This is a genomic window from Streptomyces sp. NPDC034086 (genome assembly GCF_055575515.1).
In genome coordinates this window covers 147824-172951 of sequence record NZ_JBVISM010000007.1, presented here as the reverse complement: position 1 = coordinate 172951, position 25128 = coordinate 147824, and the positions used below count along the sequence as shown (strand labels likewise).

18 protein-coding genes are annotated in these 25128 nt (G+C 74.6%); 12 read left to right on the top strand and 6 right to left on the bottom strand.

The features are described from left to right. Window positions 1–281: 281 nt before the first annotated feature. Window positions 282–1400, bottom strand: a complete 1119-nt coding sequence (gene serC, locus ACZ514_RS18705; RefSeq protein ID WP_469125181.1) for a phosphoserine transaminase — start codon at window positions 1398–1400, stop codon at window positions 282–284. Between serC and ACZ514_RS18700 the strand changes: the two genes are divergently transcribed. After that, window positions 1372–4317 (top strand): FAD-binding and (Fe-S)-binding domain-containing protein, encoded by a 2946-nt coding sequence (locus ACZ514_RS18700; RefSeq protein ID WP_469125180.1) that lies wholly within the window; start codon window positions 1372–1374, stop codon window positions 4315–4317. The two genes, serC and ACZ514_RS18700, sit on opposite strands and share 29 nt — an antisense overlap. Before the next feature lie 73 nt (window positions 4318–4390). After that, entirely contained in the window at window positions 4391–5395 is a 1005-nt protein-coding gene (locus tag ACZ514_RS18695; RefSeq protein ID WP_469125179.1) for an EamA family transporter, read from the top strand. A gap of 601 nt (window positions 5396–5996) precedes the next feature. On the opposite strand, the gene nadE is transcribed toward ACZ514_RS18695, so the two are convergent. Beyond that, complete coding sequence (gene nadE, locus ACZ514_RS18690; protein WP_468175167.1) at window positions 5997–6818, bottom strand: ammonia-dependent NAD(+) synthetase; 822 nt, start codon at window positions 6816–6818, stop codon at window positions 5997–5999. Window positions 6819–6888: 70 nt separating this feature from the next. Here nadE and ACZ514_RS18685 point away from each other — a divergent pair, with 70 nt between their 5' ends. Then, on the top strand, window positions 6889–7152 hold the full coding sequence (locus ACZ514_RS18685) for a hypothetical protein (protein ID WP_469125178.1): 264 nt from the start codon (window positions 6889–6891) through the stop codon (window positions 7150–7152). Between the two features lie 184 nt (window positions 7153–7336). On the opposite strand, the gene ACZ514_RS18680 is transcribed toward ACZ514_RS18685, so the two are convergent. Beyond that, the gene (locus ACZ514_RS18680; protein WP_469125177.1) at window positions 7337–8575 is read right to left on the bottom strand and encodes an alpha/beta fold hydrolase; all 1239 of its coding nucleotides are present in this window, start codon (window positions 8573–8575) and stop codon (window positions 7337–7339) included. Between the two features lie 93 nt (window positions 8576–8668). Then, the gene (locus tag ACZ514_RS18675; RefSeq protein ID WP_469125176.1) at window positions 8669–10402 is read right to left on the bottom strand and encodes an alpha/beta fold hydrolase; all 1734 of its coding nucleotides are present in this window, start codon (window positions 10400–10402) and stop codon (window positions 8669–8671) included. Between the two features lie 350 nt (window positions 10403–10752). On the opposite strand from ACZ514_RS18675, the gene ACZ514_RS18670 reads away from it, so the two are divergent. The 7 genes from ACZ514_RS18670 to ACZ514_RS18640 all read left to right on the top strand — a co-directional run bounded on the left by ACZ514_RS18670 (window position 10753) and on the right by ACZ514_RS18640 (window position 20023). Next, window positions 10753–11643, top strand: a complete 891-nt coding sequence (locus tag ACZ514_RS18670; RefSeq protein ID WP_469125175.1) for a TIGR03084 family metal-binding protein — start codon at window positions 10753–10755, stop codon at window positions 11641–11643. 68 nt (window positions 11644–11711) lie between these two features. Beyond that, window positions 11712–13415 carry an acyclic terpene utilization AtuA family protein gene (locus ACZ514_RS18665; RefSeq protein ID WP_469125222.1) on the top strand — a complete coding sequence of 568 codons (1704 nt, stop codon included), beginning with the start codon at window positions 11712–11714 and terminating at the stop codon, window positions 13413–13415. Next, window positions 13412–15010, top strand: a complete 1599-nt coding sequence (locus ACZ514_RS18660; protein ID WP_468175179.1) for an acyl-CoA carboxylase subunit beta — start codon at window positions 13412–13414, stop codon at window positions 15008–15010. The genes ACZ514_RS18665 and ACZ514_RS18660 overlap by 4 nt, the downstream gene beginning before the upstream one ends. Window positions 15011–15018: 8 nt before the next feature. Beyond that, window positions 15019–16926, top strand: coding sequence for an acetyl/propionyl/methylcrotonyl-CoA carboxylase subunit alpha (locus tag ACZ514_RS18655; protein WP_469125174.1), 1908 nt, complete (start codon window positions 15019–15021; stop codon window positions 16924–16926). Then, complete coding sequence (locus ACZ514_RS18650) at window positions 16923–18074, top strand: acyl-CoA dehydrogenase family protein (protein WP_469125173.1); 1152 nt, start codon at window positions 16923–16925, stop codon at window positions 18072–18074. The genes ACZ514_RS18655 and ACZ514_RS18650 overlap by 4 nt, the downstream gene beginning before the upstream one ends. Window positions 18075–18692: 618 nt before the next feature. Continuing rightward, entirely contained in the window at window positions 18693–19436 is a 744-nt protein-coding gene (locus ACZ514_RS18645) for an enoyl-CoA hydratase family protein (RefSeq protein ID WP_468175188.1), read from the top strand. After that, complete coding sequence (locus ACZ514_RS18640; RefSeq protein ID WP_468702204.1) at window positions 19424–20023, top strand: TetR/AcrR family transcriptional regulator; 600 nt, start codon at window positions 19424–19426, stop codon at window positions 20021–20023. Before ACZ514_RS18645 ends, ACZ514_RS18640 begins: the two co-directional genes overlap by 13 nt. 67 nt (window positions 20024–20090) lie before the next feature. Here the strand turns inward: ACZ514_RS18640 and ACZ514_RS18635 are convergent, their stop codons facing one another. Then, a complete protein-coding gene (locus ACZ514_RS18635) occupies window positions 20091–21206 on the bottom strand; it encodes a citrate synthase 2 (protein ID WP_467892470.1) in 1116 nt (371 codons plus the stop codon). A gap of 238 nt (window positions 21207–21444) precedes the next feature. On the opposite strand from ACZ514_RS18635, the gene pdxH reads away from it, so the two are divergent. Continuing rightward, window positions 21445–22110, top strand: coding sequence for a pyridoxamine 5'-phosphate oxidase (gene pdxH, locus ACZ514_RS18630; protein WP_469125221.1), 666 nt, complete (start codon window positions 21445–21447; stop codon window positions 22108–22110). Between the two features lie 458 nt (window positions 22111–22568). Beyond that, window positions 22569–23897 carry a PAS domain-containing protein gene (locus ACZ514_RS18625; RefSeq protein ID WP_468702206.1) on the top strand — a complete coding sequence of 443 codons (1329 nt, stop codon included), beginning with the start codon at window positions 22569–22571 and terminating at the stop codon, window positions 23895–23897. A gap of 438 nt (window positions 23898–24335) precedes the next feature. On the opposite strand, the gene ACZ514_RS18620 is transcribed toward ACZ514_RS18625, so the two are convergent. After that, complete coding sequence (locus tag ACZ514_RS18620; protein ID WP_468171048.1) at window positions 24336–25091, bottom strand: SIS domain-containing protein; 756 nt, start codon at window positions 25089–25091, stop codon at window positions 24336–24338. Between the last annotated feature and the right edge of the window lie 37 nt (window positions 25092–25128).

The following is a 25128-nucleotide window of genomic DNA, read 5'->3' as shown; positions in this document are numbered from 1 at the left end:
GCTGAAGGTACCGCGTGCCGAGGCCGCCCCCCGCCCGTGAGGTGGGCGAACACCGCGACGCCGCGCTCCCGCCGGCGTCCCGCGGCCGGGCCCGGGCACGGGAGCCCCCGGCACGGGAGCCCCCGGCACCGGGAAGGCGCCGGGGGCTCCACGGGCGGGATCAGGTGGGGACCAGGCGGAGGTCGGGACCAGGCGGAGGTCGGGACCCGGCGGAGGTCGGGACCCCGCGGAGGTCGGAACCCGCGTACGTCGGGACCCGCGACGTCAGGACAGCCCTGAGGTCAGAGCCGCTCGATCACGTAGTCGACGCAGGCGGTCAGCGCCTGCACGTCCGCCGGGTCGATCGCCGGGAACATCGCGACGCGCAGCTGGTTGCGGCCCAGCTTGCGGTACGGCTCGGTGTCCACGATGCCGTTGGCGCGCAGCACCTTCGCCACCGCCGCCGCGTCGACGTCGTCGGAGAAGTCGATCGTGCCGATGACCGCGGAGCGCTTGCCGGCGTCCTGGACGAAGGGGCTGGCGTACTTCGACGCCTCCGCCCAGCCGTACAGGTTGCGCGCGCTGGCCGCCGTACGGGAGGTCGTGAACTCCAGGCCGCCCTGGGAGTTCATCCACCGCAGCTGCTGGTCCAGCAGGAACAGCGTGGACAGCGCCGGGGTGTTGTACGTCTGGTTCTTCAGCGAGTTGTCGATCGCCGTCGGCAGGGAGAAGAACTCCGGGATGTGCCGGCCCGAGGCGTGCACGCGCGCGGCACGCTCCAGGGCGGCCGGGGAGAACGCCGCCAGCCACAGGCCGCCCTCCGAGGCGAAGGACTTCTGCGGGGCGAAGTAGTAGACGTCCGTCTCGGTGATGTCCACCGGAAGACCACCGGCACCCGAGGTCGCGTCCACCAGGACGAGGGACCCGGCGTCCGCGCCCGCCACGCGCCGGACCGGAGCCGCCACACCCGTCGAGGTCTCGTTGTGCGTGTACGCGTACACGTCCACGCCCTCCTCGGCGACCGGCTCGGGGTGCGTACCCGGCTCGGAGGAGATCACGGACGGCTCGTCCAGCCACGGCGCGAGCTTCGCGGCCTTGGCGAACTTCGACGAGAACTCGCCGAAGGTGAGGTGCTGGGACTTCCGCTCGATCAGACCGGCGGTCGCGACGTCCCAGAAGGCGGTGGAACCGCCGTTGCCCAGGATCACCTCGTAACCCTCGGGCAGGGAGAAGAGGTCCCGGAGGCCCTGACGCACCGAGCCGACCAGGTTCTTGACCGGGGCCTGGCGGTGCGAGGTGCCGAGCAGGGAGGTACCGGTGGCGGCGAGGGCGTCCAGCGCCTCTGTCCGCACCTTGGAGGGGCCCGCGCCGAAGCGTCCGTCGGCGGGCTTGATGTCAGCGGGAATCTGGATCTCAGCCACGAGCGGAGCGTATCGGGTCCCGGACCGGGCGTCGGAGGCGCGTCCACCCGGTGAGACGGACGGGGGTGGGAAGGTGTGCTCCGTGACGTCTCCAGGGAAACTCGAGCGAACCTTGCGGGCCGAGCTGCGCGGGGAGGTGGACTTCGGCGCCGCCGCACGGGCCCTCGCCACCATGGACGCCTCGAACTACCGGCGGGTACCGGTCGGCGTGGCCGCCCCGCGCGACGCCGACGACGTGGCGGCCGCCCTGCGGATCTGCGCCGACGCCGGCGTGCCCGTCGTACCGCGCGGCGGCGGCACCTCCATCGCCGGGCAGGCGACGGGCGTCGGGGTGGTGCTCGACCTCACCCGGCACATGAACGCCCTCGTCGCCGTCGACCGCGACGCGCGTACCGCCGTCGTCCAGCCCGGCCTGGTGCTGGACCGGCTGCGCGACGCGCTGCGCCCGTACGGGCTGGCCTTCGGACCCGACCCGTCCACGCACTCCCGCTGCACCCTCGGCGGAATGATCGGCAACAACGCGTGCGGCGCCCACTCGGTGGCCTACGGCACCACCGCCGACAACGTGGCGGAGCTGGGCGTCACCCTCTACGGAGGCGCCGCCCACCGGATCGGCACCGGCTGGGACGGAGCCCCGGCGGGACTGCGCGACCTGGTCGAGGGCAACCTCGCCGTACTCCGCACCGGCCTCGCCACCGGCTCCTTCTCCCGCCGCGTCTCCGGCTACGGCGGACTCGACGCCCTGCTCCCCGAACGGGGCGTCCGCCTCGCACGGGCCTTCTGCGGCAGCGAGGGCACCCTCGGCGTGGTCACGGAGGCCGTGGTGCGCCTGGTCGAACCGCCGCCCGCACCGGTCCTCGCGGTCCTCGGCTACCCCGACGAGAGCGCGGCGGCCGACGCCGCGGCCGGACTCCTCGGCCACGGGCCGCTCACCGTCGAGGGCATGGCCGAGGACCTGGTGCGCGGCGCCCGCGGGCTGCCCCGGGGCGGGGCCTGGCTGTTCGTGGAGATGCCGGACGAGGGAGCGGCCCGGCGCCTGCTGCGGGAGGCCGACGCCCTCGACACGGCCCTCGTGACGGACCCGGCGGCGCAGCGCGCCCTGTGGCGGATCCGGGAGGACGCGGCCGGCACCGCCACCCGGACCCCGGACGGCGGCATGGCCTGGCCGGGCTGGGAGGACTGCGCGGTCCCGCCGGCCCGCCTCGGCGCCTACCTGCGCGACTTCCGGGCCCTGCTGGCGCAGCACGGGCTGCACGGAACCCCGTACGGGCACTTCGGGGAGGGCTGCGTCCACGTCCGCATCGACTTCGACCTGGTCTCCGCGGCGGGAGTGGCCCGCTTCCGCTCCTTCTCCGCGGACCTCGCCGACCTGGTCGTCGCGCACGGAGGCTCCCTGTCGGGCGAGCACGGCGACGGACAGGCCCGGGCGGAACTGCTGCCGCGGATGTACGGGCCGCGGGTCATGGAGCTCTTCGGCGCGTACAAGGACGTGTGGGACCCGGCGGGCGGCATGAACCCCGGCATCCTGGTCCGCCCGGCGCGGCTGGACGAGAACCTCCGCTTCGCCGTGGTGGCGCGCGGTGCCCCGCTGGGCGAGGAGGTGGCCCGCTGCGTCGGCGTCGCCAAGTGCCGGACCACGGGACCCTCCGGACCCGGGGTGATGTGCCCGTCGTACCGGGTCACGGGAGAGGAACGGCACTCCACGCGCGGCCGGGCCCGGCTGCTGCACGAGATGCTGGCCGGGGAGATCGTCACCGACGGGTGGCGCTCGGCGGAGGTCGCCGAGGCCCTGGACCTCTGCCTCAGCTGCAAGGGCTGCCGCAGCGACTGCCCGGTGGGCGTGGACATGGCCGCGTACAAGGCGGAGTTCCTGCACCGCCACTGGTCCGGCCGGCTGCGCCCCCTGGCCCATTACACCCTCGGCGGCCTCCCGGCCTGGCTCCGCCTGATCGCCGCCCTGAGGGCGGCGGGCCCCGTCAACGCGGCCGGCCGCGTCCTGCGCGTCCCCGGCCTGGCCCCCGAACGGCAACTGCCGCCCCTGGCCCGGGTGCCGTTCACGCGGGGGTGGGAGCGGGAGCGGGGCCGGGGCGGTGGGGGTCGGGTACGGGAGCGGGGCCGGGGGGAGCGGGAGGCGGGCGCGGCGGGGCCCGGCGGGGTCGGGGCCGGCGTCGGGGCGGTGGCCGAGCCCGTACCCGTGCCCGTGACCGTGACCCTGTGGCCCGACACCTTCACCGAACACCTCGCGCCGGAGGCCGGTCACGCCGCCGTCCGCGTCCTGGAGGCGGCCGGCCTCGGCGTCACCGTCCCCACCCGCCGCCCGGTGTGCTGCGGGCTGACGTACGTCTCCACCGGCCGCCTGGACCGCGCCCGCAAGGTCATGCTGCGCACCCTCGACACCCTGGGGGAGGTACGCGACCCCGTGCTGCTCCTCGAACCCAGCTGCGCGGCGGCCCTGCGCACCGACCTCCCCGCCCTCCTCCCCGACGACCCCCGCGCCCACCGCCTCGCCGCAGCCGTCCGCACCTTCGCGGAGACCCTCGAGGAGTACGCCCCCCACTGGACCCCGCCCCGCCTGGACCGGCCCGTCGCCGGCCAGACCCACTGCCACCAGCACGCCGTCCTCGGGGACGCCGCCGACCGGCGCCTGCGCGAACGCGCCGGGCTGACGGGGGAGCTCAGCGGCGGCTGCTGCGGCCTCGCGGGCAACTTCGGCTTCGAACCCGGCCACCACGCCGTCTCCGTGGCGTGCGCGGAGGAACAACTGCTGCCGTCGCTGCGCGCCGCGCCACCGGAGGCGGCGGTGCTCGCGGACGGGTTCTCCTGCCGCACCCAGATCGCGCAGCTCTCCGGACGCCGGGCGCGGCACCTGGCGGAACTGCTCGCGGAGGGGCTGGGGGAGAGGGCGGGGGAGGGATAAGGGGAGAGGGATGGGCGCGAATGTAAGGCAAAGCACGGCGGGATGGTCCTTACGAACCCCTTAGTCTGGATTCATGCCCGCGCCCTCCTCTTCGTCCCCGACGACCCCCGCCACCTCCGTCTCCGGTCCGGTTTCCGGTTCCGCTTCCGGGCCCGTCTCCGGTTCCGGTTCCGTTTCGGGTGCGGGTTCCCGCCGAGGGGACGGTGTCGCCCGGGACTCGCGGGTCGGGCCGATCGCCTTGGTGGTCGCGGCCGGGGTGTCGGTGCAGTTCGGGGCCGCCCTCGCGGTGATGGTCATGCCCCGGGTGGGTGCGGCGGGCGTGGTCACGCTGCGCCTCGCGGCCGCCGCGCTGGTGCTGCTGGTCCTGTGCCGGCCCAGTGTGCGCGGCTACACGCGTGCCGACTGGGGCACCGTCGTCGCCTTCGGCGCCGCCATGGCCGGCATGAACGGCCTCTTCTACCAGTCCATCGACCGCATCCCGCTCGGCCCCGCCGTCACGCTGGAGGTGCTCGGCCCGCTGGCCCTGTCCGTGATCGTCTCGCGCCGCCTGGTGAACCTGCTGTGGGCCGCCCTGGCCCTGGCCGGCGTCGCCCTGCTGGCCGGGCACGGCGGAGGCGGCATCGGCGGCCTCGACCTGCTCGGCGCGGGCTTCGCGGTGGGCGCGGGCGCCATGTGGGCGGCGTACATCGTCTTCAGCGCCCGTACCGGCCGCCGTTTCCCGCAGGCGGACGGCCTCGCCCTGGCGATGGCGGTGGCCGCTGTCATCTCGCTGCCGCTGGGTGTGGTGGACGCGGGCTCCGCCCTCCTCACCCCGAGCACAATGGCCCTGGGCCTCGGCGTGGCGGTGCTGTCGTCGGTCCTCCCGTACACGCTGGAGCTCCTCGCCCTGCGCCGCCTCCCGGCCCCCACCTTCGCGATCCTGATGAGCCTGGAGCCGGCCATCGCGGCGACCGCGGGCTTCCTGCTCCTGAGCCAGGGCATGTCGGCGCTCGACGCGCTGGCGATCGCCCTGGTGATCACGGCGAGCATGGGCGCGGTCAGGTCGCAGAGGGGGCCGGCACCCCGCGAAGCGGGGTGAGGGCGGGAGCCTGCTGGGCCGCCTCACAGCTGGTTTGGGGGTTTCCCGTCAGTCCCATCGTCCTTCCGTGTCGGGCCGGTCCCTCAAGGGCGCTCCTTCGTCGCGTCGCTGCGCGATGGCCTTCGGCCACCCTTGACCGACCGTCCCGCCCCGGAAAGACAAGGACTGCCGAGAACCCCCCAAAGAAACGGGACGGTCGAAGGGGAAGGGACCCCCGTATCAGCGATGAGACGAGGGGTCGGGCGTCGGCCTGCCGGGCATCCGGGCCCCCAAAGACCCCCGGCGGGGCCACCCTCACGCGTCAGATCGCTACGCGCTCCCCATGGCATAGCGTCCGGCCACCGTCCGGGGCCGATACCCGCACGAAATGACGATCAGAGCCCCGTCCGGGAGCGGTGAGCGCGTCAGATCGCTACGCGCTTCTCCCGGCATAGCGTCCGGCCACCGTCGGGGGCTGATACCTGCACCACATGACGATCAGAGCACCATCCGGGACCGGTGGGCGCATCAGATCGCTACGCGCTCCTCCTGGCTTGGCGTCCGGCGACCGTCCGGGGCTGCTACCTGCACGAAATGTCGATCAGAGCACCATCCGGGAGGGTCAGGGGGCGATGGGGAGCTGGCGCTTGTGCTCGGTGAGGCGGTAGCGGTGGACGATCGTCTCGAAGGTGCGCTCGTTCACCGGCTTGCCCTCGAGGAAGTCGTCGATGTCGTCGTACGTGACGCCCAAGGCGTCCTCGTCGGCCTTGCCCGGGTCGAGGGTCTCCAGGTCGGCCGTCGGGGTCTTCCACACCAGTTCGGCGGGCGCGCCCAGTGCGTCCGCGACGGCGCGCACCCGGCGCTTGGTCAGACCGGTCAGCGGGACCACGTCCGCCGCGCCGTCGCCGAACTTGGTGAAGAAGCCCGAGATGGCCTCGGCGGCGTGATCGGTGCCGACTACGAGACCGGCGTGCGCACCGGCGACCGCGTACTGGGCGATCATCCGCTGGCGGGCCTTGATGTTGCCGTGCACGAAGTCCTGGTGGTGGGCGTCGCGGAAGCTCACACCGGCGGCCAGCGAGGCGTCGAGCGCCGCGTCACTGGCGGGCTTGATGTCCACGGTCAGTACGTGGTCGGCCTGGATGAACGACAGCGCGAGCTGCGCGTCGTGCTCGTCGGCCTGGACACCGTAGGGCAGCCGCATCGCGTAGAACTGTGCCTCGTGCCCGGCCGCACGGGCCCGCTCGACGGCGAGCTGGCAGAGTCGGCCCGTCGTGGTCGAGTCCACGCCGCCGCTGATGCCGAGTACGAGGGACCGCAGACCGGTGGAGGTCAGCCGCTCGGCGAGGAAGGCCGCCCGGCGCTCGATCTCCCGCTCGGCCTCGAAGGTCTCGGCGACCTGGAGTTCCCGCGCGATCTCCTGCTGCAGGGCGATGGCACTCACGTCTGCTCCTTGTTCCGGTTCACGATGTGCCGTTCACCCTAGCCGGAAGAGCGTTTTCCGCGAGGAAGCGGTGGGCAGCCCGCAGACCCGCCTCGTCCCCCGCCCAGAGTCCCCACTGCGCCAGCCGCTCCTGCTCGAGAGCTCCGCGAACGTCCGCCACAGCTGCACCCGGAACCCGTCGGACTCCCACCAGCACTCCGCGTGGCCCGAACCCTCGATCAGCGGCAGCCGTGACGCCGCCTCCCACACCCCCGCCAACGGGGTCCTGTTCGTCATGTGGTGCGGGGACCAGCCCCGGACGGTCGTCGGACGCTATACCGGGAGGAGCGCGTAGCGATCTGATGCGCGCACCGGTCCCGGATGGTGCTCTGATCGACATTCGGTGCGGGGACTAGCCCCGGACGGTCGCCGGACGCTATGCCGTGTGGAGCGCGTAGCGATCTGACGCGCCCACCGCCCCCGAAAGGGGCCCTGATCGACATCGCGTGCAGGTATCAGCCCAGGACGGGGGGCGGACGCTAAGCCATGGGGAGCGCGTAGCGATCTGACGCGTCCGGGTGGATGGCCGGGGGTCTTTGGGGGCCCGGATGCCCGGCAGGCCGACGCCCGACCCCTCGCCTCATCAGTGATACGGGGGTCCCCTGCCCATGGACCGTCCCGTTTCTTTGGGGGGTTCTCGGCAGTCCTTGTCTTTCCGGGGCGGGACGGTCGGTCAAGGGTGGCCGAAGGCCATCGCGTAGCGACGCGACGAAGGAGCGCCCTTGAGGGACCGGCCCGACACGGAAGGACGATGGGACTGACGGGAAACCCCCAAACCAGCTGTGACACCGCCCCGCTGGACCCCGCCCCCGAAGCCCCGCCCACCTCCGCAGCCCCCGCCCCGCCCACCTCCGCAGCCCCCGCCCCGCCCCGCCCCTAAACCCCGCCCCCTCCCGCCCCCTCCAGGAACCGGCGTACCGTCGCCGCGAAGGCGTCGGGGCGGCGGTGTGGACGAAGTGGTCGGTGTCGAGTTCCGTCAGGGTGGTGCCGGGGCGGCGCTCCGTCATCGCCCGGGCCTGGTCGGACGGGATGACCCCCCGGGTGCCCCGGACGAGCAGGGCCGGGCAGGTGCCGGCCGTCCAGTCGGCCCAGTGGTCGCCGTGGACGTGGTGCTCGGAGTCGTACATCTCCGCAGGACGGAACGGCAGGCGCCAGCTGCCGTCGGCGTTCTCCCGGAGCCGGTCGGCGAAGTACGGCGCGGCCGGCCCGAGGCCCGCCAGCAGCGCCTCGCGGGTCGGGGCCTCGTAGGGCAGGTCCAGCAGGAAGCCCAGTGGGTTCGGGCCGTCCAGCCCGAGCGCAGCCGGGCCCTCGGCGTTCACGAGGGCACTCACGCGCTCGGGGTGGCGCGCGGCGAACTGGTAGGCGTTGATGGCGCCGAGGGAGTGCCCGAGCAGGGCGACCCGGTCCAGCTCGAGGTGGTCCAGCAGCGAGCCGATGTCCGAAAGGTAGCCCTCGCGCGTGTAGTCGGCGGCGCTGTCGGACTCGCCCTGGCCCCGCTGGTCGGGGGCGATGACCCGCCACGCGGGGCCGAGGTCCCGGGCGAGGGCGGTGAAGGTCAGGCCCTCGGACAGGTGGCCGTGGAGGGCGATCAGTGGACGGCCGGGGCCGCCGAAGTCCAGGTAGGACAACCGCCTTCCGCCGACGAGGAGTTCGGCGCGGCCTGCGGCGCGGCCTGCGACGGCGGCGGCGGTGGTGTCGGTGGTGGTGTCGGCGGCCATGGGGGTCCCTTCGGGGTTCGTTCACGCCTGGACGTGAGGAACCCTACCCATGATTTATACGCTTGTTCAATACGTATGTATAAACCTCTCCCCTCACCCCACCGGTACCTCCACGTACGACGGCGTCGGCTCCGGCGAGGTGAACGCCAGCGTCGCGCGCGGCAGGTTGGCGTCCCCGTAGAAGGGGTCGCGGGCGGTCGCCACCAGCAGGAGGCGGTGCCCGCGCGGGACGTCGTACGCGGTGGCCTGGAGGTCGATGTCCGCGCCCACCAGGCTGTCGGGCGGGGAGTGCAGGTCGCTGAACGGGGCGTGGGAGATCAGCCGGGCCGAGCCGTCCGGGGCGAGGTCCAGGAGGTACGCGACGAAGGTGGAGCCGGAGTTCGCGGCGCGGTACGTGACGCGCAGGCGCGGGATTCCCCGTACGCGGAGGGTCGCTTCGGCGGCGGGCCCCGTCCAGGCGGCGGTCGCGGACGAGGCGACGGCGGCGTCGATCTCCCCGGCCGGGTACGGCTTCGGCCGGCCGGCCATCTCCGCGTACCCGGAGCCCACGACCGCGTCGGCGGCCGTGACCGGGGTGTCCACCCCGCACAGCAGGCCCGCCGTCCAGCCGTGGTCGGGCTCGCCTGCCAGTTCGCCCTGCCCCGTGAGGTACAGCCGGCGGACCTCGTGACCGGGAGCGTGCAGACCGGGAGCGTGCAGACCGGGAGCGTGGAGACCGGAACCGTGCAGACCGGAACCGTGCAGACCGGAAGCCTGCAGGCCGTCGGCGGGTTCGAGGGTCCGGGTCCACATCACCTCGGCGAGCACCCGCGCCTCCCCGTCCACCCCGTTGGCGGCGTCGCGCAGGTGGTGGTCGAACCAGCGGTGCGCGTCCGTCCACACCGGGCTCGGCAGCCCGAGCAGCCCCGGGCTCTCGGGGCCGGCGTGGTCCCCGATGGACAGGTCGAGGCGCTTGGGGCCGGTGAGTTCGTCGAACAGCCGCAGCGTCTGGTTGGCGGGGAAGAGCGTCTCGTGCCAGGCGTGCGAGAAGAGGACGGGCAGCCGCCGGCGGTTGAACACCTTGACGTGGCCGAAGGGCGAGCGCCGCTGCGCCCAGAGCCGGGTCTCCTCGGCGTCCCGGCCGGCCAGGACGTCCTCCAGGGCCCGTTCGGTCTCCGGGCTCAGCCGGGCCCGTTCCGCCGCCCTGAGCAGGGCGTGCACGGCGGCGGAGCGGCGGGTGGAGTTCTCGTGCAGGACGGCGCCGAGGTCGCCCCAGGTGCTGAGCGCCGCCACCGCGTCGACCCGGGGGTCGTGCGCGGCGGCGAGCAGGCCGACGCCGGCGCCGTAGGAGACGCCGAGGAAGCCGATTCCGGTGACCGGGCCGGCGGCGCGTTCCAGGAGGTGGTCCAGGGCCCGCCGGCCGTCGGCCACGTCCAGCGGGCCGGCGAAGTCGGCCTGGCCGTCGGAGCGGCCGAACCCGCGGACGGTGTAGGCGAGTACGTCGTAGCCGCGCGCCGCGAACGCGGTGGCCTGGACGGCGTACGCGGTCCAGCCCAGGGCGGTCCACGGCGAGGGCATGACCACGGCCGCCCGCGGCCGGGGCCCGGTGTGCCGCCACAGCGCGGCGTCGAGCAGGTCCCCGCAGGCGCCGGTCACCTCGCCCCGGCTGAAGACGGCCACGGCCCGCGACGCCTGGACCTCGGCGGCGCGCGCGGGCGGCAGCGCGCTCAGGTCGCCGCTCTCCAGGGCGGCGGCGAAGGCGGTGAGGGCGGTCGCGTCGAGCTGGGGGTAGAGGGAGGGGGCGTGGGGCGGGGAGGGGAAGGCGGCTGGGGCAGCGGGGTGCTTCACGGCGGACCGTCCTCGTCGTCGGTGGCGTGGAGGGGCGCGTGGAGGGAGGCGGTGCGGAGCCCGGCGCGGCGGCCGCACGGGCGGGAAGCCCCCAGTATCGGCCCGGGCGGGCACCGTCAGGCCGCCTTCCCGGCGTACGGCCGGAACCGTCCCTGATCGTTCCGGACGCGGCCCGCCGCTGTCCTCGGCCGGGCCTCGGTGGATGACCGGCACGCCCAAGTCGTCGCTCCGCGAGGCGTGTTGAGGGCCATGGCGTGAATGCCATCCACTTCAGCCAAATCATGCAAGCACGCTTGATTGTTTTAGTGGAGGCTGCCAGGCTTCCCCGCACGCCGAGAGGGGAGCACGCCGTGCCCGATCCGTCCGCCGTGGCCGCCGCCGCCGTTTTCACCGGTCTTCTCGCCGACCTCCGGGAGGAGGGCCGCGAACTCGACGCGCTCGTCGCCGGGTTGCCCGGCCCCGCCTGGGCGCGGCCGACGCCCGCTCCCCGGTGGAGCATCGCCCACCAGATCGCCCACCTGCACTGGACCGACCGGGCCGCGCTGCTCTCCCTCACCGATGCCGGGGCGTTCGCGCGCGGGGTGGAGGAGGCGCTGGAGTCCCCCGATTCGTTCGTCGACGAGGGCGCCGAGGAGGGGGCGGGGCTGGCGCCCGCCGAGTTGCTGGACCGCTGGCGGGAGGGCCGGGCCGCCCTCGAAGCGGCGCTCGCGGCAGCCTCCCCCGACGCCCGTTTCCCCTGGTACGGGCCCCCGATGAAGGCCGCCTCCATGGCGAGCGCCCGGCTCATGGAGACGTGGGCGCACGGCCAGGACGTCGCCGACGCGCTCGGCGTACGGCGGACCCCCACGGCCCGGCTGCGGCACGTCGCGCGGATCGGGGTGCGGGCGCGCGACTACGCGTACGCCGTCCGGGGCCTGCCGGCGCCGGAGGGCGAGTTCCGGGTCGAGCTGACGGCCCCGGACGGGGGCGGGGTGTGGACGTACGGGCCCGCCGGCGCCCCGCAGCGGATCACCGGACCCGCGCTGGACTTCTGCCTGCTGGTCACGCAGCGCGCCCACCGCGCCGACCTCGGCCTCACCGCCACCGGCCCCGACGCCGAGCGCTGGCTCGGCATCGCCCAAGCCTTCGCCGGTCCGGCGGGCCCGGGCCGGGCGCCGCGGGACAGGGCGGCGCCGCCGGGGGGCCCCGGCGAGACGGCCCGGCCGGGCACCGGGGGGACCGTGCGGGGGAGCGCCCCGTGACGCGCCGGGCCCTGCGCGTCGGCAACGCGTCCGGCTTCTACGGGGACCGGTTCGGCGCCGTGCGCGAGATGCTGACCGGCGGACCGCTGGACGTGCTCACCGGCGACTACCTCGCCGAGCTCACCATGCTGATCCTCGGCCGCGACCGCCTGAAGGACCCCGGCCTCGGCTACGCCAAAACCTTCCTGAGGCAGCTCGAGGAGGGCCTCGGGCTCGCGCACGAGCGGGGCGTGCGGATCGTGACGAACGCCGGCGGGCTGAACCCGGCCGGGCTGGCCGCGGCCGTACGGACGCTCGCGGCCGAGGTGGGGGTGCCCGTCTCCGTCGCGCACGTCGAGGGCGACGACCTGATGCCGTACGGGCAGGACGCGCTCACCGCCAACGCCTACCTGGGCGGCGCCGGGATCACCGCCTGCCTGCGGGCCGGCGCGGACGTGGTCGTGACCGGCCGGGTCACGGACGCGGCCCTGGTGAGCGGGCCGGCCGCCTGGTGGTTCGACTGGGGCCCGCACGAGTACGACCGGCTGGCGGGGGCAGTGGTCGCGGGCCACGTCCTGGAGTGCGGCACGCAGGCCACCGGCGGCAACTACTCCTTCTTCACCGGCCACGACGTACGGCGGCCCGGCTTCCCGCTCGCGGAGGTCTGCGAGGACGGTTCGGCGGTCGTCACCAAGCACCCGGGCAGCGGCGGGGCCGTCACCCCGGGCACCGTCACCGCCCAACTCCTCTACGAGACCCAGGGCGTGCGCTACCTGGGCCCCGACGTCACCGCCCGCCTGGACACCGTCCGCCTCACCCCGGACGGCGAGGACCGGGTCCGGATCAGCGGGGTCCGGGGGGAACCCCCGCCCCCCACCCTCAAGGTCGGCGTCAGCCGCGTCGGCGGCTGGCGCAACGAGGTGGTCTTCGTCCTGACCGGGCTCGACATCGAGGCCAAGGCCGCCCTGGTACGGGCACAGCTCGCCGAAGCACTGCGCGGGGTGGGCTCCGTCCGCTGGACCCTCGCCCGCACGGACCACGCGGACGCCGACACGCAGGAGGCGGCGAGCGCCCTGCTGCGGCTGGTGGTGCGCGACCCCTCCCCGGACCGGGTGGGACGGGCGCTGACCTCGGCGGCGGTGGAGCTGGCCCTCGCCAGCTATCCGGGCTTCCACGTGACGGCTCCGCCGGGCCCCGCGCAGCCGTACGGGGTGTTCACCTCGGCCCTGGTCCCGGCCGGCTCCGTCCCGCACACGGCGGTCCTGGACGACGGCACCCGCCTGCCGGTCCCGGCCGCGGCCCCGCCGCCGCCCGCCGCCCCGGCCCCGCCGCCGCCCGCCCCCGCCCCGCCGCCCGCCCCGCTGCCCGCCGGCGCGGCCCGGGGCGGGCACGGGCCCACCACCCGCGCGCCGCTCGGGTCGGTGGCCGGGGCCCGCAGCGGGGACAAGGGCGGCGACGCCAACGTCGGGGTGTGGGTGGAGGACGACGCCGCCTGGCAGTGGCTGCGCCGCGCCCTGAGCGTGGAGGCGTTCCAGAGCCTGCTCCCGGAGACCCGGGGCCTTGCCGTCGCCCGCCACGAGCTGCCGAACCTGCGCGCCCTGAACTTCACCGTCCCCGGCCTCCTCGGCGACGGCGTCGCCTCCGGCCACCGCTTCGACCCGCAGGCCAAGGCCCTCGGTGAATGGCTGCGCGCCCGCCACCTCGACATCCCGACGCACCTCCTCCCCGCCGGCCCGACCCCGCCCGGGCCTCCCGCCGGCCCGACCCCGCCCGTACCTGAGGGGACCCGATGACCCGCCTCGGCACCACCGTCGACCCGCTCGCCGCCGAGCACACGAAGGCCCGTACCGCCGCCCTGGAGCGGCTCGCGGAACTCGCCGCCGAGCACGCCAAGGCCCTCGCCGGCGGCGGCGAGAAGTACACCGCCCGGCACCGGGACCGCGGCAAGATGCTGCCCCGCGAGCGCGTCGAACTGCTCCTCGACCCCGACACCCCGTTCCTGGAGCTGTCCCCGCTCGCCGCCTGGGGCAGCGACTACCCGGTCGGCGCATCGATGGTCACCGGCATCGGCACCGTCGAGGGCGTCACGTGCCTGATCACCGCCAACGACCCCACCGTGCGCGGCGGCGCCAGCAACCCCTGGACCCTGAAGAAGGCGCTGCGGGCCAACGAGATCGCCCGGCAGAACCGGCTGCCCGTGGTCAGCCTCGTGGAGTCCGGGGGCGCCGACCTGCCCTCCCAGAAGGAGATCTTCATCCCGGGCGGTGCGATCTTCCGCGACCTCACCCGGCTCTCGGCGGAGGGCATCCCCACCGTCGCCGTCGTCTTCGGCAACTCCACCGCGGGCGGCGCCTACGTCCCCGGGATGTCCGACCACACCGTCATGATCAAGGACCGCTCCAAGGTCTTCCTCGGCGGCCCGCCCCTGGTCAAGATGGCCACCGGCGAGGAGAGCGACGACGAGTCCCTCGGCGGCGCCGACATGCACGCCCGCGTCTCCGGCCTCGCCGACCACTACGCCCTCGACGAGTACGACGCCGTCCGCCAGGCCCGCCGCATCGTGGCCCGGCTCAACCACCGCAAGCCGTACGCCGAGCCGCCCCGCGCCGAGGAGCCGCTGTACGACCCGGAGGAGCTCCTCGGGATCGTCCCGGCCGACCTGAAGACCCCCTTCGACCCCCGCGAGGTCATCGCCCGCATCGTCGACGCCTCCGACTTCGACGAGTTCAAGCCCCTCTACGGCACCAGCCTCGTCACCGGCTGGGCCACCCTGCACGGCTACCCGGTCGGCATCCTCGCCAACGCCCAGGGCGTGCTGTTCAGCGCCGAGTCGCAGAAGGCCGCCCAGTTCATCCAGCTCGCCAACCAGCGCGACATCCCGCTGCTCTTCCTCCACAACACCACCGGCTACATGGTGGGCAAGGAGTACGAGCAGGGCGGCATCGTCAAACACGGCTCGATGATGATCAACGCGGTGTCCAACTCCCGCGTCCCGCACCTGTCGGTCCTCATCGGAGCGAGCTACGGGGCCGGTCACTACGGCATGTGCGGACGCGCCTACGAACCCCGCTTCCTCTTCGCCTGGCCCAGCGCCAAGTCCGCCGTCATGGGCCCGCAGCAGCTCGCGGGCGTCCTCTCGATCGTCTCCCGCCAGTCCGCCGCCGCCAAGGGCCTCCCGTACGACGAGGAACAGGATGCCGGGATGCGGGCCTTCGTCGAGGCGCAGATCGAGGCCGAGTCCCTGCCGCTCTTCCTGTCCGGGCGGCTGTACGACGACGGCGTCATCGACCCCCGCGACACCCGCACCGTCCTCGGCCTGTGCCTGTCGGCCGTCCACAACGCCCCCGTCGAGGGCGCCCGCGGCGGCTTCGGCGTCTTCCGGATGTGAGCCCCCAGATGACCGCACCCATCACCTCCCTCCTCGTCGCCAACCGGGGCGAGATCGCCGTCCGGATCTTCCGTACGGCCCGCGACCTGGGCCTGGCCACGGTCGCCGTCCACTCCGACGCCGACGCCGACGCCCTGCACGTCCGCAGCGCCGACGCGGCCGTCCGCCTGCCGGGAACCGCCCCCGCAGACACCTACCTGCGCGGGGACCTGCTGGTCGAGGCGGCCCGCGCGGCCGGCGCGGACGCCGTGCACCCCGGATACGGTTTCCTCTCCGAGAACGCCGACTTCGCCCGCCAGGTCCTGGCCGCCGGCCTGACCTGGGTCGGGCCGCCGCCCGAGGCCATCGAGGCCATGGCCTCCAAGACCCGGGCCAAGGACCTCGTCCGCGCCGCCGGCGTCCCCCTCCTCGACCCCGTCGACCCGGCCGCCGCCACCGCCGCCGACCTGCCCCTCCTCCTCAAGGCGGCCGCGGGCGGCGGAGGCCGCGGGATGCGCGTCGTACGCGGCCTGGACGCCCTCAAGGAGGCGCTGGAGGCGGCCCGCGCCGAGGCGCTGTCGGCCTTCGGCGACGACGAGGTCTTCGCCGAGCCGTACGTGGAGCGCGGCCGCCACGTCGAAGTGCAGGTCCTGGCCGACAGCCACGGCACCGTCTGGGCCCTCGGCACCCGCGACTGCTCCCTCCAGCGACGCCACCAGAAGGTCATCGAGGAGGCCCCGGCCCCCGGCCTGCCCCCAGCGCTGCGCGAGCGGCTCGCCACCGCCGCCGTGGCCGCCGCCCGGGCCGTCTCGTACCGGGGCGCGGGCACCGTCGAGTTCCTCGTCGGCGCCGACGGCCGCCCGTACTTCCTGGAGATGAACACCCGCCTCCAGGTGGAACACCCCGTCACCGAAGCCGTCCACGGCCTCGACCTGGTCGCCCTCCAGCTGCGGATCGCCGAGGGCGCCGCACTGCCCGCCACCCCTCCGGAGCCCGCCGGCCACGCCGTCGAGGCCCGCCTCTACGCGGAGGACCCCGCCCGGGACTGGCGCCCCCAGACCGGCGTCCTGCACACCCTCGACGTGCCCGGCCGCGTCCGCGTCGACTCCGGCTTCGCCGCCGGGGACACCGTCGGCATCCACTACGACCCCCTGCTGGCCAAGGTCGTCGCACACGCCCCCACCCGCGCCGAGGCGGTCCGGATCCTCGCCGACTCCCTGACCCGGGCCCGCATCCACGGGCTCACCACCAACCGCGAACTCCTCGTACGCTCCCTGCGGCACCCGGAGTTCGCCGCCGGCCGGCTCGACACCGGCTTCTACGAACGCCACCTCGCCGCCCTCGTCCAGGACACCCCGGACCCCACGCTCGCCTGCCTCGCCGCAGCGCTCGCCGAAGCGGCCCCGGCCGCCGGCGCCGGCCTCGCCGCCCGCCTCGGCGGCTGGCGCAACCTCCGCTCCCAGCCGCAGAGCCGCCGGTACACGGTGGCCGGCACCGTCCACGAGGCCCGCTACGCACCCGTGGAACTACCGGGTGTCCGCGTCCTGGCCGCCACCCCGGAGGCCGTGACCCTCGAAGTCCACGGTGTCCGGCGGGTGTTTCACGTGAAACACCACGGCCCCCACGAGGTCTACGTGGACTCCCCGCTCGGCTCCCACACCCTCGTGCCCGTTCCCCGGTTCCCCGACCCCCAGGACCGCACCGAACCGGGATCGCTGCTCGCCCCCATGCCCGGCACCGTCGTCCGCATCGCCGAGGGCCTCGCCCCCGGCAGCACCGTCACCGCCGGGCAGCCCCTGCTGTGGCTGGAGGCCATGAAGATGGAACACCGCATCCTCGCCCCCGCCTCCGGCACGCTCACCGCGCTCCACGCCGTCACCGGCCGACAGGTCGAGTTCGGTGCCCTGCTCGCCGTAGTCCAGGAGGAACAGCCGTGATCGAGACCGAAGAGCACCAGGCCCTGCGCACCGCCGTCGCCGCCCTCGGGCAGCGCTACGGCCGCGACTACCTCGCCCGCGTCGCCCGCGAGGGCCGCCACCCCGACGAGCTGTGGGCCGACGCCGCCAAACTCGGCTACCTCGGCGTCAACCTCCCCGAGGAGTACGGGGGAGGGGGCGGCGGCATCGCCGAACTCTCCATCGTCCTGGAAGAACTGGGCGCGGCGGGCTGCCCCCTGCTGATGATGGTCGTCTCACCGGCCATCTGCGGCACGGTCATCGCCCGCTTCGGCACCGAGGCCCAGAAGAGGGCCTGGCTCCCCGGCCTCGCCGACGGCAGCCGCACCATGGCCTTCGGAATCACCGAACCCGACGCCGGCTCCAACTCCCACCGCATCACCACCACCGCCCGGCGCGACGGCGGCGACTGGATCCTCACCGGCCGCAAGGTCTTCATCTCCGGCGTGGACATCGCCGACGCCACCCTCGTCGTCGGCCGCACGGAGGACGCCCGCACGGGCCGCCTCAAGCCCTGCCTGTTCATCGTCCCCCGCGACGCCCCGGGCTTCTCCCGCTCGGTCATCGACATGGAACTCCAGGCGGCGGAGAAACAGTTCGCGCTGGTCATCGACGAGGTCCGGCTGCCCGCCGAAGCCCTCGTCGGCGACGAGGACGCGGGCCTGCTCCAGCTCTTCGCCGGGCTCAACCCCGAGCGCGTCATGACGGCCGCCTTCGCCATCGGCATGGGCCGCCATGCCCTGTCCAAGGCGGTGGAGTACGCGAGGACCCGCCAGGTGTGGAAGGAGCCGATCGGCGCCCACCAGGCCGTCGCCCACCCCTTGGCGGCGGCCCACATCGAGCTGGAACTGGCCCGCCTGATGATGCAGAAGGCGGCGCACCTGTACGACGCGGGGGACGACATGGGAGCCGGCGAGGCGGCGAACATGGCGAAGTACGCGGCGGGGGAGGCGTGCGTCCGCGCGGTGGACCAGGCGGTGCACACCCTCGGGGGCAACGGGCTCACGCGCGAGTACGGGCTGGCGTCGCTGATCACGGCGGCCCGTGTCGCCCGCATCGCCCCGGTGAGCCGGGAGATGATCCTCAACTTCGTCTCCCACCAGACCCTGGGCCTCCCCAAGTCCTACTGACCCCCACCGTCTCCCGCGCCTCAAACGCCGACGAGGCCGCAGCCCGTGCGTCTGCGGACCGTCTCCTGGGGGCCGGCCCCCAGACCCCCGCGCCTCAAACGCCGGCGGGGCTGGAGGTGGCGGCGGAGCCGGAGGTGCCGGGCGGGCTGGAGGTGGCTGCGTGAGGGGGCGGGGACGGGGTGGGGTGTCGTCCGGGGCTAAAACGAGATGAATTCGGCGCGAGCCACCCCACACAACCGGATCCGGAACGGGCGCCGAACATCGAAGCCCGCCCCGGACGACACCCCACCCCGGCACCGACCCCGCCCCGAAGCCACCCCACCGAACCCCCGCCCGGCCAGGGCAACCGCCCGACAGGGCAAACCCCGGCCCGAACCCCCGCCCGGCAGGGCAACCGCCCGACACGGCAACCCCCACCCGAACCCCCGCCCGGCCAGGGCAACCGCCCGACAGGGCAACACCCCAACCGACCCCCCGCCCGGCAGGGCAACCGCCCGACACGGCAACCCCCGCCGCCCCCGAACCGCCCGGCCAGGGCAGGGGCCCGGCCAGGGCAGCCGCGTACCCTCCCCCCAGGGGGTCCGGCCGGGCCCGCCCGCGAACCCCTCCGGAGGAGACATGGCCCCACTCGTGCACGCCGCCCCGCCGGCGACCGGCATCACCACCCTCACCCTGGACTCCCCGGCCAACCGCAACGCGCTCTCCGCACGCCTCGTCGCCGAACTCCGCGAGGCCCTCGCGCAGACGGCCGCCGACCCCCGCACCCGGGCGGTGCTCCTCACCCACACCGGCAACACCTTCTGCGCCGGGGCCGACCTGAAGTCCCCCTGCGACCCCGCCGACTTCCTCGCCCTGCTCCGCGAGGTCACCGCCCTGCCCAAGCCGGTCGTCGCCCGCGTCACCGGGCACGTCCGCGCCGGCGGCCTCGGGCTGCTCGGCGCCTGCGACATCGCCGCCGCAGGGCCCGGGTCCTCGTACGCCTTCACCGAGACGCACCTCGGCCTGGCCCCCGCCGTGATCTCCATGACCGTGCTGCCGCGCCTGGACCCCCGCGCCGCCTCCCGCTACCTCCTGACCGCCGAGCCCTTCGACGCCGCCGAGGCCGCCCGCATCGGTCTGCTGACGCTGCACACCGCGGAGGACGTGGACACCGCCCTGGCCCCCGTCCTCGAGGGCCTGCGCAAGGCCTCCCCGCAGGCCCTCGCCGAGACGAAGGCCATGGTCGCCGCCGGCGTACGGGACGCCCTCGACCGGGACGGCGCCCGCCTGACGGAACTCTCCGCACGCCTCTTCGCCTCCGCCGAGGCCCGCGAGGGCATCACCGCCCGCTTCGAGCGCCGGGACCCGTCATGGGTACGGTGACCGGCGCCGTCCCCAAGCAGGCCCGCAGCCGGGTCACCCGGCGGCACCTGCTGGAGGCGGCCGTGTCCTGCCTCGCCGAGCACGGCTGGGCGGGCTCCACCGTCGCCGTCGTCGCCGAACGCGCCGGGGTGTCGCGGGGCGCCGCCCAGCACCACTTCCCGACCCGCGAGGCCCTCTTCACCGCCGCCGTCGCGTACGTCGCCGAGGAACGCTCCACCGCCCTGCGGGAGCTCTTCGGGACGGCTCCCGCCCCCCGGCCGCGGGCGGCGGTCGTCGAGGCGCTGGTCGACCTGTACACCGGAACCCTGTTCCGTGCCGCGCTCCAGCTGTGGGTCGCCGCCTCCAACGAGGAGCAGCTGCGCCCGCAGGTCATCGAACTCGAAGCCCGGGTCGGCCGTGAGACGCACCGGATCGCCGTGGAGCTGCTGGGCGCGGACGAAGCGCTGCCGGGCGTACGGGAGACCGTGCAGGGCCTGCTCGACATGGCCCGGGGTCTGGGGCTGGCCAACGTCCTGACCGACGACCGGGCGCGCCGGGCCCGGGTGGTGGCCCAGTGGTCCGCGCTCATCGACGCGGCCCTGGGCTGACGGTCCCGGACGTGCGGGGGCGCCGCGTCCCGGACGGGACGCGGCGCCCGGAGGGGGGCCGGGGGCCTCAGCCCGTGGCGGCGGCGTCGGTGATGCCGGCGTACCCCTCGATCTCGCGCGGGTCGCGCGGGCCCGGGCCGACGTAGCGCGCCGACGGCCGCACCAGGCGGCCGGTGCGCTTCTGCTCCAGGATGTGCGCCGACCAGCCGGCGGTACGGGCGCAGCTGAACATGGAGGTGAACATGTGCGCCGGGACCTCCGCGAAGTCCAGCATGATCGCGGCCCAGAACTCCACGTTGGTGGCGAGCACCCGGTCGGGGCGGCGCGCGTGGAGCTCCTCCAGCGCGGCCTTCTCCAGGGCGGCGGCGACCTCGTAGCGCGGGGCGTCGAGTTCCTTGGCGGTGCGGCGCAGGACGCGGGCGCGGGGGTCCTCGGCGCGGTAGACGCGGTGACCGAAGCCCATCAGGCGCTCGCCCTTGTCGAGGGCCTTCTTCACGTACGCGACGGCGTCACCGGTGCGCTCGATCTCCTCGATCATGCCGAGGACGCGGGACGGCGCACCGCCGTGCAGCGGCCCGGACATGGCGCCGACGGCGCCGGACAGCGCCGCGGCGACGTCCGCACCGGTCGAGGCGATGACGCGGGCGGTGAAGGTGGAGGCGTTCATGCCGTGCTCGGCGGCGGACGTCCAGTACGCGTCGACGGCCTTGACGTGCTTGGGGTCGGGCTCGCCCCGCCAGCGGATCATGAACCGCTCGACCACGGACTCGGCCTTGTCGATCTCGCGCTGCGGCACCATCGGCAGGCCCTGGCCGCGGGCGGACTGGGCGACGTACGACAGTGCCATGACGGCGGCGCGCGCCAGGTCGTCGCGGGCGGTCCGCACGTCGATGTCGAGCAGCGGTTTCAGACCCCACACGGGGGCGAGCATCGCGAGTGCGGACTGCACGTCGACGCGGATGTCACCGGAGTGGACCGGGATGGGGAAGGGTTCGGCGGCCGGCAGGCCGGGGTTGAACGCACCGTCGACCAGCAGGCCCCAGACGTTCCCGAAGGACACGTGGCCGACGAGGTCTTCGATGTCGACGCCCCGGTAGCGGAGCGATCCGCCTTCCTTGTCAGGCTCGGCGATCTCCGTCTCGAACGCGACGACCCCTTCGAGTCCGGGTACGAAATCGGACATCAGGCGGCTCCTCAGGTAGTGCGAACACGCGCGGCTCCCGGCGTGATTCGCGGTCCGGCGCGGTCATCCCCGTTGATGCCCGGCAGGGCCGAAGGTCATCCGTGCGGGAACCCTCGGACCGGCCCCAAGATTTTGTCCGTTCCGGTGGGCCTGCGGAAGCGTGACATACGGCACACCGGTGCCCGGCGTGCTGCGGCAGGATGACCGTGTGACCGATCAGGACATTGACCCCGCCGTCATGCGCAAGCAGTACCGCTCCGAGATCGTCGAGGAGGCGAGCCTCGCCGACGACCCGATGGCGCAGTTCGCCCTGTGGTTCCAGCAGGCGGCCGACTCGCACCTCTTCGAGCCCAACGCGATGGTCGTCTCGACCGCCACCGCCCAGGGGCGTCCGAGTTCCCGGACGGTCCTGCTGAAGCAGTTCGACTCGCGGGGCTTCGTCTTCTTCACCAACTACGGCTCCCGCAAGGTGCGGGAGATCGACGAGAACCCGTACGTCTCGCTGCTCTTCCCCTGGCATCCGATCGCCCGGCAGGTCATCGTGACGGGCCGGGCGGAGCGGATCGGCCGGGACGAGACGGCCGCCTACTTCCGTTCCCGTCCGCACGGCTCGCAGCTGGGCGCGTGGGCGAGCGCGCAGTCCCGGGTGATCGGCTCGCGCGCGGAGCTGGACCGCCGTTACGCGGAGCTGGCGGAGCGCTACCCGGAGGGCGAGCAGGTGCCGGTGCCGCCGGAGTGGGGCGGGCTGCGGGTGCTGCCCGACGCGATGGAGTTCTGGCAGGGCCACGAGAACCGCCTGCACGACCGGCTGCGGTACGTCCTGGACGAGGACGAGGACGAGGACGAGGACGGGGGCGGGGACGGTCACGGTCACGGGTGGCGCGTCGAGCGCCTCTGCCCGTAGGGGCGGCGGGTCCTCCGCCGCGGAGGACCCCGGCGCGCGGGTCCTGGGTCCGGGGCCCCGGGCCCCGACGCAGACGACCCGCGGGCTCGGGTTCCTCTCCTGCAGTGAGAGGAGCCGGCCGGACGTGCCGGCGAGCCCGCGGGTCGGGTGACTGCTGTGGATTGGCGCCGGGCGATTCCGCCGGGCACCGCACTGGGTGCGCTGCTGACGACGGGCCCTTAGCCCGCAGCCACCTCACGCGTCCGGTTTCCGTACATTTCGGGAACCACCTCCCTTCTCGTGTACGGCTGAGCCTAGGTCGGCCCCTCCCGGGCCCTCAAGTGATTTATCGAGTGGATTCCGGAGCCCCCTCCGGGGGGACATTCCGGGAGGTTTCCGGGAAGCGGGTGTGGCCTGGGTCACGTTCGAGTTCAATGATCTGACGTGCCGCACACGCGAACACCTGCAGGGGGTGCCAGGTGAGGGCTTCCGGACGTAGTGAGACCGCCGACGATCTGCTCGCAGCGCTGCTCGACGGGATGGACGCCGCCCTGTGCGCGTTCGACGCCGACGGCGTGATCACCCACTGGAACCGCGAGGCCGAACGGATCCTCGGCTGGACCGCCGCCGATGCGGTGGGCCGGGCCGGATTCGCGGGCTGGGCGGTGCGCGCCGCGGACGCGGACGACGTACAGGACCGCCTGATGTCGGCGCAGGACGCGCCGGGCCGGCAGGTCCACGAGTTCGCGCTGCTGACCAAGGACGGCGGGCGCGTCCTCGTACGCACCCAGTCCGCCGCGGTGCCCGGAGCCGACGGGAAGCCCGCCGGGGTGTACTGCGCCTTCAGCGAGGTCCACGCGCAGATCGACCTCGAGCGGTCCATCGCCCTCAGCGAGGCGTTGATGGACGACGCCTCCTGGGGCGTCGTGCTCGTCGACGTGGACCTGCGCCCCGCGGTGGTCAACGCGCACGCCGCCGACGCCTTCGGAGCCGGACGCAGCGCGCTGCTCGGGCGGCCGCTCGGCGACTTGCTGGAGCAGGGCGTGGAGGAACTGGAGGGCGCGCTCCAGCACGTGCTGGCGGAGGGCGCGCCGCCGGCGCCGGTGGAGCTGTGGGTGTCGGTGCGGACCCCGGAGGGGGTGCGGCGGCGGTGCTGGCGGTGCGGGTTCCTGCGGCTGGGGTCGCCGCTCGCGGAGGAGCCGGTGCCGTTGGGGGTGGGCTGGCTGTTCCAGGACGTCACCGAGGCCCGGCAGGCCGAGATGGACACCGGGCAGCTGCGGTTCCGGACCAACCAGCTGTACCGGGCGGGGCGGGCCGCCGCCGAGTGCGAGGACCCGGCGGAGGCGGCCGCCGTCCGGCTGGACTTCGCTCTGGCCGGCTTCGCGGAGCACGCGCTGGTCGACGTACTGGAACCCGGGCCGGGGCGGCGTCTGGTCCGCTCGGCGGTGTCCCCGTCGGGGCTGGCGCTGGTGCTGCCCGGGCCGGGGGCGATCCCGGTCCGCTACGAGGCCGCGCACCCGGCGTTCCAGGCCCTCGACCGGATCGGCCCGGTGCGGGCCAGCGCCCCGGCCGGCGAGGCGGCCGCGGCGTGGGCCGCGGCCCGGCAGTGGCCCCCGGGTGCCACGCACGCCCTGTGCGCGGTGCTCCGCAGCCGCGGCCGCACCCTGGGCGCGCTCACCTTCCTGCGCGGCTCGTCGCGCCCGGCGTTCGAGCGGGCGGACGCGCTGTACGCGGAGGAGGTGGCGGCCCGTGTGGCAGCGGACCTGGACCTGGCGACCCGCTGCCCGGGGCGGGGGGAGTACGGCTGACCCTTGCCCTGGCCGGGCGGGGGTCCGGGTTGGGGTGTTGCCCTGTCGGGCAGTTGCCCTGGCCGGGCGGGGGGTCGGGCCGGGGGTGGCCCTGTCGGGCGGTTGCCCTGCCGGGCGGGGGTCCGGTCGGGGTGTTGCCCTGTCGGGCGGTTGCCTGCCGGGCGGGGGTTCGGTGGGGTGGCTTCGGGGCGGGGTCGGTGCCGGGGTGGGGTGTCGTCCGGGGCGGGCTTCGATGTTCGGCGCCCGTTCCGGATCTGCGTTGTGCGGGGTGGCTCGCGCCGAATTCATCTCGTTTTAGCCCCGGACGACACCCCACCCCGTCCCCGCCCCCTCACGCAGCCGCCTCCCGCTCGCCCGGCACCTCCGGCTCCGCCGCAAAAGCCAGCCCCGCCGGCGTTTGAGGCGCGGGGCCGGGCGGAGTCCGGGGAGGGCGGCCCCTCAGTGCCGGAAGAAGATGCGGTCCCCGTACTCCCGGATGACCCGTCCGTTCCACTCGTGCCCACCGTCCACGTTCCCCGACCGCAGCAACGGCGGCTCCACGCCCCGCGCCACCAGCTCGCCCGCCGCCGCCGCCATCACCGCCTGCATGATCGCGCTGGTCACCACCGTCGACGCGGGAGCGAACGGCGCGTCGATGCCGTCCGCCGACAGCTCCGCGTCCCCGACCGCGATCTTGCTGTCCAGCACGATGTCGCAGTGGTCCTTCAGGTAGGTGCCCGAGACGTGCCGCGACTTGGTCTCCGTCGCGTACGCCACCGACGTCACGCCGATGACCTTCAGGCCGAGCGCGCGCGCGTTCATCGCCATCTCGACCGGCAGCGCGTTGCGTCCGGAGAGGGAGATGACGACCAGTACGTCACCGGCGGAGGCCGGGCTGCTGTCCAGGACCGCGCCGGCGAGGCCGTCGACCCGCTCCAGCGCGCTGCCCAGGGTGGCGGGCATGACGTCGACGCCGACCGTGCCCGGGACGGCCAGGAAGTTCATCAGGGCGAGGCCGCCGGCCCGGTAGACCACGTCCTGTGCGGGCAGCGAGGAGTGCCCGGCGCCGAAGGCGAACAGCCGGTTCCCGGAGGCGACGGCCCGGGCGATCACGGCTCCGGCCTCGGCGATCCGTGAGCCCTCCTCGTCGCGTACCCGCTCCAGCAGGCCGATGGCCGCGTCGAAGAACTGCCCGGCCAGCTTGCTCTCGCTCATACGCCGTAGGCCCTTCCAGGGTGGGGGTGCTGTCCGC

Coding starts and splice junctions, on each gene's coding strand:
- ACZ514_RS18645 (WP_468175188.1), top strand. CDS start 18,693: ATGGCCCCACTCGTGCACGCCGCCCCGCCGGCGACCGGCATCACCACC.
- ACZ514_RS18680 (WP_469125177.1), bottom strand. CDS start 8,575: ATGGCCGCCGACACCACCACCGACACCACCGCCGCCGCCGTCGCAGGC.
- ACZ514_RS18620 (WP_468171048.1), bottom strand. CDS start 25,091: ATGAGCGAGAGCAAGCTGGCCGGGCAGTTCTTCGACGCGGCCATCGGC.
- ACZ514_RS18700 (WP_469125180.1), top strand. CDS start 1,372: ATGTCAGCGGGAATCTGGATCTCAGCCACGAGCGGAGCGTATCGGGTC.
- ACZ514_RS18660 (WP_468175179.1), top strand. CDS start 13,412: ATGACCCGCCTCGGCACCACCGTCGACCCGCTCGCCGCCGAGCACACG.
- pdxH (WP_469125221.1), top strand. CDS start 21,445: ATGCGCAAGCAGTACCGCTCCGAGATCGTCGAGGAGGCGAGCCTCGCC.
- ACZ514_RS18635 (WP_467892470.1), bottom strand. CDS start 21,206: ATGTCCGATTTCGTACCCGGACTCGAAGGGGTCGTCGCGTTCGAGACG.
- ACZ514_RS18665 (WP_469125222.1), top strand. CDS start 11,712: ATGCTGACCGGCGGACCGCTGGACGTGCTCACCGGCGACTACCTCGCC.
- ACZ514_RS18655 (WP_469125174.1), top strand. CDS start 15,019: ATGACCGCACCCATCACCTCCCTCCTCGTCGCCAACCGGGGCGAGATC.
- ACZ514_RS18695 (WP_469125179.1), top strand. CDS start 4,391: ATGCCCGCGCCCTCCTCTTCGTCCCCGACGACCCCCGCCACCTCCGTC.
- ACZ514_RS18640 (WP_468702204.1), top strand. CDS start 19,424: ATGGGTACGGTGACCGGCGCCGTCCCCAAGCAGGCCCGCAGCCGGGTC.